The sequence below is a fragment of the Streptomyces graminofaciens genome, assembly GCF_030294945.1.
Classification (GTDB): Bacteria; Actinomycetota; Actinomycetes; order Streptomycetales; family Streptomycetaceae; genus Streptomyces; species Streptomyces graminofaciens.
The window spans coordinates 9,810,709-9,823,336 of sequence record NZ_AP018448.1; the positions used below are offsets into that span (position 1 = coordinate 9,810,709).

General features: G+C 72.4%; 9 protein-coding genes and 1 riboswitch. Of the genes, 1 reads left to right on the forward strand and 8 read right to left on the reverse strand.

All coding sequences use genetic code 11. The features are described from left to right. Positions 1-70 precede the first annotated feature (70 nt). Positions 71-799, forward strand: a complete 729-nt coding sequence (locus tag SGFS_RS43185) for a ZIP family metal transporter (RefSeq protein WP_286257839.1) — start codon at positions 71-73, stop codon at positions 797-799. A gap of 23 nt (positions 800-822) precedes the next feature. Here the strand turns inward: SGFS_RS43185 and cobI are convergent, their stop codons facing one another. The 8 genes from cobI to SGFS_RS43225 all read right to left on the reverse strand — a co-directional run bounded on the left by cobI (position 823) and on the right by SGFS_RS43225 (position 12,604). Continuing rightward, positions 823-1,569 carry a precorrin-2 C(20)-methyltransferase gene (cobI, locus tag SGFS_RS43190; protein WP_286257841.1) on the reverse strand — a complete coding sequence of 249 codons (747 nt, stop codon included), beginning with the start codon at positions 1,567-1,569 and terminating at the stop codon, positions 823-825. Beyond that, positions 1,554-2,993, reverse strand: a complete 1,440-nt coding sequence (locus SGFS_RS43195; RefSeq protein WP_286257843.1) for a cobyrinate a,c-diamide synthase — start codon at positions 2,991-2,993, stop codon at positions 1,554-1,556. Before SGFS_RS43195 ends, cobI begins: the two co-directional genes overlap by 16 nt. After that, a complete protein-coding gene (gene cobO / locus SGFS_RS43200) occupies positions 2,990-3,598 on the reverse strand; it encodes a cob(I)yrinic acid a,c-diamide adenosyltransferase (RefSeq protein ID WP_286257844.1) in 609 nt (202 codons plus the stop codon). The genes SGFS_RS43195 and cobO overlap by 4 nt, the downstream gene beginning before the upstream one ends. Then, positions 3,598-5,607 (reverse strand): putative cobaltochelatase, encoded by a 2,010-nt coding sequence (locus SGFS_RS43205; protein WP_286257845.1) that lies wholly within the window; start codon positions 5,605-5,607, stop codon positions 3,598-3,600. The genes cobO and SGFS_RS43205 overlap by 1 nt, the downstream gene beginning before the upstream one ends. Then, positions 5,604-9,257: a cobaltochelatase subunit CobN gene (gene cobN, locus SGFS_RS43210; protein ID WP_286257846.1), complete on the reverse strand. Its 3,654-nt coding sequence runs from the start codon at positions 9,255-9,257 to the stop codon at positions 5,604-5,606. Before cobN ends, SGFS_RS43205 begins: the two co-directional genes overlap by 4 nt. Then, positions 9,254-10,765 carry a cobyric acid synthase gene (locus SGFS_RS43215; RefSeq protein ID WP_286257847.1) on the reverse strand — a complete coding sequence of 504 codons (1,512 nt, stop codon included), beginning with the start codon at positions 10,763-10,765 and terminating at the stop codon, positions 9,254-9,256. Before SGFS_RS43215 ends, cobN begins: the two co-directional genes overlap by 4 nt. Then, positions 10,762-11,739 (reverse strand): cobalamin biosynthesis protein, encoded by a 978-nt coding sequence (locus tag SGFS_RS43220; RefSeq protein ID WP_286257848.1) that lies wholly within the window; start codon positions 11,737-11,739, stop codon positions 10,762-10,764. The genes SGFS_RS43215 and SGFS_RS43220 overlap by 4 nt, the downstream gene beginning before the upstream one ends. A 98-nt stretch (positions 11,740-11,837) precedes the next feature. After that, a riboswitch (cobalamin riboswitch) is annotated at positions 11,838-11,958 on the reverse strand. Positions 11,959-12,382: 424 nt separating this feature from the next. Continuing rightward, positions 12,383-12,604, reverse strand: a complete 222-nt coding sequence (locus SGFS_RS43225) for a hypothetical protein (RefSeq protein WP_286257849.1) — start codon at positions 12,602-12,604, stop codon at positions 12,383-12,385. Positions 12,605-12,628 lie beyond the last annotated feature (24 nt).

Here is a 12,628-nt window from a genome sequence, read left to right on the forward strand (position 1 = left end):
GCCCCACAAGCGAGCCACAGCTACGGGGTGCCGCAGGCAAGAGGCCCAGCTCTTCCGGTAGCAAAGACCCATGGCTGTGTTCGTCGCGCTCGGCGCGTTCCTCATGACGCTGCTCGGCGGCTGGACGGCACAACGCGTGACGGACCGCCGTCACCTGGTGCTGGGCCTGGCCGGCGGCCTGATGCTGGGCGTGGTCGGCCTGGACCTGCTGCCGGAGGCGCTGCGGGCCGCCGGCGACGAGGTCTTCGGCGTACCGGCCGCGCTGCTGCTGTTCGTCGCCGGGTTCCTGCTGGCGCATCTGGTGGAGCGGTTGCTGGCCGCCCGTCAGGCGGCGCACGGGGCGGAGGAGCCAGGCGGCCGTACGCCCGAGGTGGGCCTGACGGCCGCCGCGGCCATGGTCGGCCACAGCGCCATGGACGGCGTCGCGATCGGCGCGGCCTTCCAGGTCGGCGGGGGCATGGGCGTGGCGGTCGCGCTCGCGGTGATCGCCCACGACTTCGCGGACGGCTTCAACACGTACACCCTCACGAGCGTGTACGGCAACGCCCGCCGCCGCGCGCTCGCGATGCTGTTCGCCGACGCGGCGGCCCCGGTGCTGGGCGCCGCCTCCACGCTCCTCTTCACGATCCCGGAGGGCCCCCTCGGCTGCTACCTCGGCTTCTTCGGCGGCGCGCTGCTCTACCTCGCCGCCGCCGAGATCCTCCCCGAGGCCCACCACGAACACCCGGCCCGCTCCACGCTGCTGTGCACGGTCGCCGGGGCGGCGTTCATCTGGCTGGTGGTGGGCGTGGCGGAGTGAGCGGCCCGGTGTGATGCGTGTGCTCACAGCTTGCCGCCGCGCCCGCCCTCGCGCCGGGCGGGCGCGATGAGGGTGGAGAGGTAGGGGAGGGGGCTGCCGTCCAGATGGGCGGCGGAACGGATGGACTCCTCCGCCAGCCCGAGCGCGGACCCCCACACGGCGTCCTCGATCCGCCCGGTCTCCCGCAGCGCCTCGGCGACCTCGGCCGCCTGCCGCCCGAACTTGTACGCGACGACGGTGCCGGGCCCCTGAAGAGCGTCCTTCAGTACGGCCGAGCCCGCCGTGACCGGCACGAGCGTGAGCGGCTCGGTCCCCTCCGTCAGCACGGCACCGGAACGCGCGGCGAGGTCCTGCATGGCGGTGATGCCCGGCACGGTCTCGACGACGGTCCCGGGCACGACCTCGCCGATGGTCTGCGCGAGATAGGTGAAAGTGGAGTACACGTTCGGATCACCGATGGTGGCGAAGGCGACGGTCCCGTGCTCCCGGAGGAGCTGGGCGACGCGCTCCCCGGCGGCGTCCCAGGCGGCCTCGCGCCGCGCCCGGTCGGTCCGCTCGTTGAGCGCGAACACGACCCGTACGACCTTCTCGACGCCCACGTAGTGCAGCACGGTCGCCTCGGCGCGCCCTCGCTCTCCCGTGTCCATCACGGGCACGACGACGACATCGGCGTCCCGCAGAGCGTTGACACCCTTGACGGTCACCAGCTCGGGATCGCCGGGACCCACCCCGACTCCGATCAACCTGCTGCTGCTCATGACGTCCGGCACCTCTCCACGAACCGACGGGCGACACCGGGCTCGGACGCCCAGTGCGTGTGCAGATAACTCGCGTGCACACCTCGCTGTACAAAACCCTCGACCCGTCGTACGGGCGTACGCACACCCCAGGCGGGAGCGGCCCCCGCGCCCGGCTCGACGACCGTCCGGTGAAACTCGTGCCCCCGCATCCGGGTCCCGGCGACGGCGAGCACGCTGTCGCTCACGGCGACGGCGTCCCGGTACCCGAGGGTGAGCCGCTCGCTCATCCGGGCGTCGGCGTCGAGCACGCCGCACATGGGCCGCCCGTCCAGCTCCCGGCACAGATACAGCAGCCCGGCACACTCGGCGGCGACGGGAGCGCCGCTCTCCGCGAGCGCCGCAACGGCCTTGCGCAGGGGCTCGTTGGCGGACAGCTCGGAGGCGTACACCTCCGGAAAGCCGCCGCCGATCACCAACCCGCGTGTTCCGTCGGGCAGTCGCTCATCACGGAGGGGGTCGAAGGGGACGACTTCGGCACCGGCGGCGGTGAGCAGTTCGGCGTGCTCGGCATAGGAGAACGTGAACGCCGATCCACCGGCGACAGCAACCCTCAGCCCGTCCGGCGTCCGAGGACGAGGCTCTTCGGGCCGAAGGCGGGGGTCTGGGGGCGCAGCCCCCGGGGACGGGACGGGAAGGGGCGGCGGGGGCGAAGAGGCAAGCGCCCCGGCCGCGTCCCAAGCCGCACACGACAACGCCCCCGCACTCCGCGCCAGCCCTACCAGCGCCTCAAGATCGCACCCCGCCGAAACCTGCGCAGCCATCGCGGCAACAGCCTCCACGGCCGCCGCCCGCCGCTCGGCGACCGGCACCAGCCCCAGATGCCGCGAAGGAGTGTCCACCTGGGCGACTCGCCGCAGGACTCCCAGCACCGGAACCCCTGCCGACTCCAGCGCCTCCCGCAGCAGCTCCTCGTGCCGGTCCGAGGCGACCTTGTTCAGGATCACGCCCCCGACCCGCACCTCCGGGTCCCACGACACGAAGCCATGCACCAGCGCGGCCACCGACCGCGACTGCGACGACGCGTCCACGACCAGCACCACCGGCGCCCGCAGCAACTTCGCCACATGCGCGGTGGACGCCAGCTCACCCTCCCCGGCGGCCCCGTCGTACATCCCCATCACACCCTCGACGACGGCGAGGTCACACCCGGCCGCCCCGTGCAGAAACAGTGGAGCGACCAGCTCCGGCCCGCACAGATACGCGTCGAGGTTCCGCCCCACCCGCCCGGTCGCGAGCGCGTGATACCCGGGGTCGATGTAGTCCGGCCCCACCTTGTGCGGGGACACGGCGAGCCCCCGCGCGGTGAACGCGGCCATCAACCCCGTGGCGACGGTGGTCTTGCCGCTGCCCGAGGAGGGCGCGGCGACGACCAGCCGTGGGACGGACGTACTCACCACTCGATGCCTCTCTGGCCCTTCTGGCCCGCGTCCATCGGATGCTTGACCTTGGACATGTCCGTCACGAGGTCGGCGAATTCGACGAGCTTCTCGGGCGCGTTCCGCCCGGTGATGACGACATGCTGGGTCCCCGGCCGATTCCGCAGCACGTCGACGACCTCATCGGTGTCGATCCACCCCCAGTGCAGGGGATACGCGAACTCATCCAGCACATACAGCTTGTACGTCTCGGCCGCGAGGTCCCGCTTGACCTGCTCCCAGCCCTCCCGGGCCTTCTCCTCGTTGCTGGAGTTGTCCCCTTGAAGATCGCGCTGCACCCACGACCAGCCCTCGCCCATCTTGTGCCAGTCGACGGACCCGCCCTCACCGGACGCCCCGAGCACACGCAGCGCGTTCTCCTCGCCGACCTTCCACTTCGCCGACTTGACGAACTGGAACACCCCGATCGGCCACCCCTGGTTCCAGGCCCGCAGCGCCAGCCCGAAGGCGGCGGTCGACTTGCCCTTCCCGATCCCCGTGTGCACGACGACAAGATGGCGATTACGACGCTGACGAGTCGTCAACCCGTCGTCCGGCACCACACTCGGCTGCCCCTGAGGCATTACGCGGCCCTCCTCGAAGTCCCCTGAATTCCCTTGACCAGCCCGGCGATCGAGTCCGCACGAAGCTCGTCGAGCGTCACCGCCGTACCGCCCAGCTCACCCGCGAGCTGCCCCGCGAGCCCCAGCCGCACGGGCCCGGACTCGCAGTCGACGACCACGGAGGCGACCTGCTCGGCGGCGAACAGCCGAGCCGCACGCGAAGCCAGCGCGACCGGCTCGGGCCCGCCCGTCGCCCGACCGTCCGTGACCACGACGACCAGCGGGCGCCGCGCCGGATCCCGCAGCCGTTCCACCCGCAGCACCTCATGGGCGCGGAGCAGCCCCGCCGCGAGCGGCGTACGCCCGCCCGTCGGCAGCGACTCCAGCCGGACGGCCGCCGCGTCCACCGACGAGGTCGGCGGCAACGCCACCTCGGCGGCCGACCCCCGGAACGTCACCAGCCCCACCTTGTCCCGCCGCTGATACGCGTCGAGGAGCAGCGACAGCACGGCCCCCTTCACGGCACTCATCCGCTGCCGGGCCGCCATCGACCCCGAGGCGTCGACCACGAACAGCACGAGGTTGCCCTCACGCCCCTCCCGGGTCGCCTGCCGCAGATCGTCCCGGCGCACGACCAGCCCCGGACCCGACCGCCCCCGCGCCCGCTGATGCGGCGCCGCCGCCTGCACGGTCGCCGCCAGATGCAGCTTGGTCAGCGTCCCCCGGGGCCGCCGGGCCCCGGTCGTCCGCCCGTGCTCGGTCCGCGCCCGCGAACGCCGCCCGGAGGCGCCCTCGCCGAGCCCCGGCACGCTCAGCACCTTGGTACGAAAGGGCTCGGCGGCCCGTACGGCGGACTGCTCGCCCGAACCGGCGCCGGAGGGCTGCGGCTCCCCGCCCTCCCCGGCCTCCGGCTGCGCACCGGAACCACCGTCGGCCTGCGGCCCCTCGGGCTCGGAGGACGGCGGCTGCCCGCCCCCACCGGGCCCGTCGGGCCCCGGATCGGGATCCTCGTCGTCCTCGCCGGAGAACTCCTCCAGCGTCTCGTCGAGCTTGTCCTCGTCGAGTCCCGGCGCGTCGAACGGGTTCCGGCGTCGGCGGTGCGGCAGCGCGAGCAGCGCGGCCTGCCGCACATCCTCCGCGAGCACCTGGTCCCGCCCGGCCCAGGCGGCCAGGGCGGTAGCGGTCCGCGCCATCACGATGTCGGCCCGCATCCCGTCCACCTCGAAGGCCGCACAGGTCGCCGCGATCTGCCGCAGCGCCCCGTCGCCCAGCCGCACGGACGGCAACAACTCCCGCGCCGCCACGATCCGCGCCCGTACGGCGGCCTCCTCGTCCGCCCAGCGGTCCGCGAAGCCGGCCGGATCGTCGTCGTAGGCGAGCCGCCGCCGTACGACCTCCACCCGCTGGTCGGGCTCCCGGGAGGCGGCCACCTCCACGGTCAGCCCGAACCGGTCGAGGAGCTGCGGCCGCAGCTCGCCCTCCTCGGGGTTCATGGTTCCGACGAGCAGGAAGCGGGCCGCGTGCCGCACGGACACACCCTCGCGCTCGACGTACGACGCGCCCATCGCGGCCGCGTCGAGCAGCAGGTCGACGAGGTGGTCGTGGAGGAGGTTGACCTCGTCGACGTACAGAATCCCGCGGTGCGCGTCCGCGAGCAGCCCCGGCTCGAACGCCTTCACGCCCTCCGAGAGCGCCCGCTCGATGTCCAGCGCGCCCACCAGCCGGTCCTCGGAGGCGCCGACGGGCAGCTCGACCATGCGGGACGGACGGGACGCGAAAGCCCCCGGCTCGTGCGGGCCGTCCGGGCATGCGGAGTCCGGCTTCGCGGGGTCGCACGAGAAACGGCACCCGGCGACGACGTCCACCTCCGGCAGCAACGCCGAGAGGGCACGCACGGCGGTGCTCTTCGCCGTCCCCTTCTCACCTCGAACGAGCACACCGCCGACCGCCGGCGACACGGCGTTCAGCAGCAGCGCGAGCCGCAGGTCGTCCTGGCCGACGACGGCCGTGAACGGGAAAGGAGTCGTCACTGGTTGCCCTCCAAGTCGCCTTCGAGCTCCAGGTAGGTGGCCCGCAGCCGCTCGATCGTGTCGGCGTCCGGCTCGGCCCACAGACCGCGGTCGGCGGCCTCCAGGAGCCTCTCCGTGATCCCCCGCAGCGCCCACGGGTTGGACTTCTTCATGAAGTCCTGGTTCTCCGCGTCGAAGACGTACTCGGCGCTGAGCTTCTCGTACATCCAGTCGTCCACGACCCCGGCCGTCGCGTCGTACCCGAACAGGTAGTCGACGGTCGCCGCCATCTCGAAGGCGCCCTTGTAGCCGTGGCGCCGCATGGCCGCCATCCAGCGGGGGTTGACGACGCGGGCGCGGAAGACGCGGTGGGTCTCCTCGCCGAGGGTCCGCGTCCTCACCTGGTCGGGCACGGCGGAGTCACCGACGTACGCCTCGGGGCTCGCCCCCGTCAGATGGCGCACCATGGCGACCATGCCGCCGTGGTACTGGAAGTAGTCGTCCGCGTCGACGAGGTCGTGCTCACGCGTGTCGACGTTCTTCGCGGCGACGGCGATCCGCCGGAACGCCGTCTCCATGTCCCCGCGCGCCGCCCGCCCGTCGAGCCCCCGCCCGTACGCGTAACCGCCCCAGACGGCGTACACCTCGGCCAGATCGGCGTCGGAGCGCCAGTTGCGGGCGTCGATCAGGGGCAGGAGACCGGCCCCGTACGCGCCCGGCTTGGACCCGAAGATCCGGGCCGTCGCCCGCCGCCGGTCCCCGTGCTCGGCGGTGTCCGCGTCGGCGTGCGCCTTCACGTAGTTCTGCGAGGCGGGCTCGTCCAGCTCGGCCACGGCCCGTACGGCGTCGTCGATCAGCCCGACCACGTGCGGGAACGCGTCCCGGAAGAACCCGGAGATCCGGACCGTCACATCGATGCGCGGCCGCCCCAGCTCCTCCGGCGCGATGACCTCGAACCCGGTCACCCGGCGCGAGGCGTCGTCCCACACAGGCCGGCAGCCCAGCAGCGCCAGGATCTCCGCGATGTCGTCGCCCTGGGTGCGCATCGCGGACGTGCCCCAGACCGTCAGGCCGACGGACTTCGGGTACTCACCCGTGTCCTGGAGGTACCGCTGCACGAGCGAGTCGGCGAGCGACTGCCCGACCTCCCAGCTCAGCCGGGAGGGGATGGCCTTGGGGTCGACGGAGTAGAAGTTGCGCCCGGTCGGGAGGACGTTCACCAGCCCGCGCGTCGGCGACCCGGACGGACCCGCCGGGACGTAACCGCCGTCCAGGGCCTTCAGGATGTGCCCGATCTCGTCGGTCGTCCTCGCCAGTCGGGGCACGACCTCGTTGCACGCGAACTCCAACACGGCGACGCCGTCGGGGAGTTCGACACCGAGCACCCCGCGCACGACGGCCCGGACGAGCGTGACGTCCCAGTCCCGCGCCTCCATGCCCTCGGCGACCCGCCTGCACAGCTGTTCGAGGAGGTCGATGGCGTCCGCCGCCGTCCGGGACGGGCCGTCCACGAGCTCGGTCAGCTCGACCGGCACCTTGACGGGAGCGCCGGGCTCGGCGAGCAACTCCTTCTCGATGAGCCCGAAATGGACCGCGAGGCAAGCCCGCAGCCCCGGCAGCGCGTTCGCCTGCCCACCCCACACCTGCGAGGCACGCAGCACGGCGAGCACGAGGTTGACGCGCGGCTCACCGACGGGGCCGCCGCCGAGGATGTGCAGCCCGTCCCGGATCTGCACATCCTTGATCTCGCACAGATAGCCGTCGATGTGCATGACGAACTCGTCGAAGTCGTCCTCGCCCGGCTGGTCCTCGACATGCAGATCGTGGTGCAGCTCGGCCGCCTTCACCAGCGTCCAGATCTGCGCCCGCACGGCCGGCGCCTTCGCCGGGTCCAGATCGGAGACGAGCGCGTACTCGTCGAGCAGCTGCTCCAGCTTCGCCAGATCGCCGTACGTGTCCGCACGCGCCATCGGCGGCACGAGGTGGTCGACGACCGTGGCGTGCCCGCGCCGCTTGGCCTGGGTGCCCTCACCGGGGTCGTTGACGATGAACGGGTAGATGAGCGGCAGATCGCCGAGGACGGCGTCCGGCGCGCAGCCCCCGCTCAGCCCCAGCCCCTTGCCCGGCAGCCACTCCATCGTGCCGTGCTTGCCCATGTGCACGATCGCGTCGGCGCCGAAACTGTTCTCCAGCCAGCGGTACGCCGCCATGTAGTGGTGCGACGGCGGCATGTCCGGGTCGTGGTAGATCGCGATCGGGTTCTCGCCGAAGCCGCGCGGCGGCTGGATCATCACGACGACGTTCCCGAACTGGAGGGAGGCGAGCACGATCTCGTCCCCGTCGACGTAGAGGGAGCCCGGCGGCTCGCCCCACGCCTCCAGCATCCCCGCGCGCAGCTCCGGGTCGAGCTTGTCGAACCACGCCCGGTAGTCGGCGAGCGGCACCCGCGCGGGCGCGGCGGCCAGCTGCTCCTCGGTCAGCCACTCGACGTCGTGCCCACCGGCGTTGATGAGCCGATGGATCAACTCGTCGCCGCCGGAGGGGTATTCGGTGACCCCGTACCCGGCTTCCTTCAGGGCGTCCAGGACGCGCACCGCCGAAGCGGGCGTGTCGAGCCCGACCGCGTTGCCGACCCGCGAGTGCTTGGTCGGGTAGGCGGTGAACACCAGCGCCAGCTTCTTCTCGGCGTTCGGCTTGTACTTCAACAGCGCGTGCCGTACGGCGATCCCGGCGACCCGGGCGGCCCGCTCGGGGTCGGCGACGTACACCGGGACCTCGTCGGGGCCCTGCTCCTTGAAGGAGAAGGGGACCGTGATCAGCCGCCCGTCGAACTCCGGGATCGCGACCTGCATCGCCGCGTCCATGGGGGAGAGGGCGGCGTCGGACTCGTCCCACGCCCGCTTCGACGAGGTGAGGCAGAGCCCTTGCAGCACCGGCACGTCGAGGTCGGCGAGCGCCCCGATGTCCCAGGCCTCCTCGTCACCACCGGCGGAGGCCTGCGAGGCGTGGGCGCCGCCGGCGGCGAGGACGGTGGCGACGAGCGTGTCGGCCCGGCCGAGGATCTCGTAGAGCCCGGAGTCCGCCCCGCGCAGCGACCCGCAGTACACGGGGAGCGCGTTGGCGCCCTTCGCCTCGACGGCGTCGCAGAGCGTGTCCACGAAGGCGGTGTTGCCGCTGAGTTCGTGCGCCCGGTAGAAGAGCACACCGACGGTGGGCCGACCGTCGACGAACTCCCGCTCCCCGTGCACCCCGTACTCGGGCATCTTCCGCGGCTCGTCGAACCCCTCACCCGTCAGCAGCACGGTGTCGGACAGGAAGCGCGCCAGCTCGGTGAGGTTGGCGGGCCCGCCCTCGACGAGGTAGCGCAGCGCCTCGGCCACGACTCCGGCCGGGACGGACGACTCGGCCATCAACTCGGCGTCCGGGACGGCCTCGCCGCCCAGCAGGACGGTCGGGATGCCGGAGGCCTTGAGCGCGGCCAGCCCGTCCTCCCAGGCCCGCTTGCCCCCGAGCAGCCGTACGACGGCGATGTCGGCACCGTCGAGAAGACCGGGCAGTTCCTCCGCGACCTGCACCCGGGTCGGATTGCCGATCCGGTACGAGGCGTCGGACGCGGCCCGGGCCGCCAGCAGATCCGTGTCTGCGGTCGACAACAACAACACTGTGTTCATGCGGGCGCTCCCGGTGGAATGAAAGGCAGTCCTTGCGGAGCGCCCGACTCGATGAGCCGTCGGAGCGCGTCCGTGTCCGCGTGCTGTTCGATCAGGTCGCCGAGCCGGTCGAGCTGCTCCTCGCGCAGCGCGGCGAACGAGGTGTCGGGGGCCGGTACGAAGCGGCGCCCCGCGGCGGCGGCCACCTCACGCAGAAAGGCCCGCCGGAACCCGTCGGACTCCAACGACCCGTGCCAGTGCGTACCCCAGGTCTGTCCGACCCGGCACCCGTCCAGGAAGGGGACCCCTCCGTGGACGTCGGCGACCCCGTGATGGATCTCGTACCCCTCGACCCGCTCGCCGAGGGCTTCCCCCACCGGCCGGGTGAGGGTCTTCTCGCGGGCGAACCGCACCCGCACGGGCAGGACCCCGAGCCCCTCGACCCGCCCCTGCCGGCTCTCGACGTCGTCCTCGATGTGCTCGCCGAGGATCTGGAAGCCACCGCAGATGCCGAGCACGGGCCGCTGCTCGGCGGCCCGCCGCCTCAGGGCGTCGGCCAGCCCGCGTTCCCGCAGCCACTCCAGCGCCCGTACGGTCCCCCGGGTCCCCGGGACGACGACGAGATCGGCGTCCGCGAGCTCCTCGGGCCGGTCCACGAAACGCACGACGACGCCCGGTTCGGCGGCCAGCGCGTCGACATCGGTGAAGTTGGACATCAGAGGGATCGCACACACGGCGACCCGCAGCACGTCCTCCCCCACGGGCGGGGAGACGTTCGACTCCCGCACGGTGCCCCTCAGGGACACCCGCAGCCCGTCCTCCTCGTCGATCCCGAGCCCGTGCCGGAAGGGCAGCACACCGTACGTACGCCGCCCGGTGAGCCCGAGCAGCATGTCGAGCCCCGGCTCCAACAGGGACACGTCCCCCCGGAACTTGTTGACGAGGAACCCGGCGACGAGCGCCTGGTCCTCGGGGGAGAGGAGCGCGACGGTCCCGAAGAACGACGCGAAGACCCCACCACGATCGATGTCGCCGACGACGAGCACGGGCAGCCCGGCGTTCCGGGCGATCCCCATGTTGACGATGTCGGTCCGCCGAAGATTGATCTCGGCGGGGCTGCCGGCCCCCTCACAGATCACCGCGTCATACGTGCCCCGCAACTCGGCGAGACACTCCAACACGGTCCCGAGCAGAGCCTGCTGCCGCCCGCCGTGGTACCCGCGCGCACTCATCTCGCCCACGGGCTTCCCCATGAGCACGACCTGACTGCTGCGCTCACCGCCCGGCTTCAGCAGCACCGGATTCATCAACGCGGTCGGCTCGACCCGACAGGCCTGCGCCTGCATGGCCTGCGCCCGCCCGATCTCGGCGCCCTCCCGCGTCACGAACGAATTGAGGGACATGTTCTGCGCCTTGAACGGCGCGACCCGCACCCCCTGCCGCACCAGCCACCGACAGATCCCCGCGGTGACCACACTCTTCCCGGCGTCAGAGGTGGTCCCGGCGACGAGCAGACCCCCACCGGTCATGAGGCACCCCCCGACCGCATCCGCTGTGCCGGGCGCCTCATGACCCGGTTCCGCAGCAACGCGCCACCCGCACTGACCCCCAACGCCAGCCAACTCACCCGCCGGGACAACCGAACGGCCCGCTCGATGTCCCCGACCACCACAGCCCGCCCCTCCCCATTCAGCACAGGCCGGTGCTCGACCCGCCCCCCGTACGACAACGTCCCACCCAGCCGCACCCCCAGCGCCCCCGCGAACGACGCCTCCACAGGCCCGGCGTTGGGACTCGGATGCTTCCGGGCATCGGCACGCCAGGCCCGTACGGCCCCACGGCGGTCACCCCCGGCGACGCCGGCGAGCACAGCGGTGAGCCGGGCCCCCGGCCACCCGGCGACGTCGTCCAGCCGAGCCGAAGCCCACCCGTACCGCCGATGGCGAGGCGACTTGTGCCCGACCATCGCATCGAGCGTGTTGACGGCCCGAAACCCGACGAGCCCAGGCACACCCCCCACGGCCCCCCACACCAACGCCCCCACCACCGCGTCGGAGGTGTTCTCGGCAACGGACTCGACGACGGCCCGGGCGATCCCGTCGGCGTCGAGCGCCTGCGGATCCCGCCCGCACAGATGGGGCAACCGCGCCCGGGCGGCCTCGACATCCCCCGTCTCCAGGGCATGCCCGATGGCCCGGGCCTCCCGCCCGAGGGAAGTCCCCCCGACGACGGCCCAGGTGGTGGCGGCGGTCAACGCGACGGAAGCGGTACGGGACGGCCGTGCCGCAGACGCGGCCAAGGCGCCCAACGCCACGGCGCCCCCCGCGCACACGGCGGTGTGCAGCGCCCCCCACCCCCGGTGGTCCCGCCACAACACCCGCTCCACGGCACCCGCGGCCCGCCCGAACGCGGCGACCGGATGCCCCCGGCGAGGATCGCCGAGCAGCAGGTCGCCGAGGAGGCCGGCGGCGGCGCCGTACGCGAAGACGCGATCGGCACGCATGCGGTCAGCCGATCGGGAGGTCGGGAAAGGGCCAGGTACTGAAGCTCGAACGGCAGCCGCGCATGGCGATATGTCCTCACTCAGGGTGTCCACGCCCTGGTTCGACGAGACCGACGGCGAGAGTTCCTGGCTCCCGGGAAGGTTCTTCCCCGGTGACAGTGGCGGGACCGCGCCGGACTCGCACCGGCTTCCTCTCCTGCCGTCGTACATGGCCCCGGCAGTCCACCACGCCCCCGGAAGACCCGTCAACTCGCCGTTGACCTGCGGCGTAGTGGTGTGCTGAGCCCCACATCGCTGAAATATCGTCAGGCGCCCGAATCTGCGGGAACGGCAGTACGAAAGCCGAGCGCCGACGAGCGGCATCGGGTCGTTCAACGCGGGGAGACGCGCCGGGTGTGGCCGGCCCTCCACCGCGCCCGCGCGGCGGAGGGACACGTTCTGGCGCGTGACTCGAAACGGGGGCGAAGGCCCCGTGCTCGTCCTGCCGGCCGCGGCCGGCAGGACCCACTGGGTCGTCGACGAGAGGGGCTCGAGGTGCTCCGGCTGGTGGTCGTAACCGCGATGCCGACGCAGACAAAAGCCCTCACGGTGATCGAATTCACCGTGAGGGCTTTGTGCCAGGTGCCGCAGGAGCGGCGTGGCGTCAGGCCATGATCAGATAGATCCCGTAGGCCACCGCCGCCGCGCACGCCGCGAAGCAGGCGTACGCCGCTGTCGTGGGGAGTGCCGCCGAGTTGCCGGCGGCCGTGGCGGTCTCACGCTTGGAGAGGCCGACGATGCCGAGGGTGAACAGGCCGACGAGGGCCACGGTCACCACGAGGCTGACTCCGAAGACGGAGCCGAGGGCTGCCCAGTCGATGTGCATGGTGATTCTTCCTCAGGGGGTCGC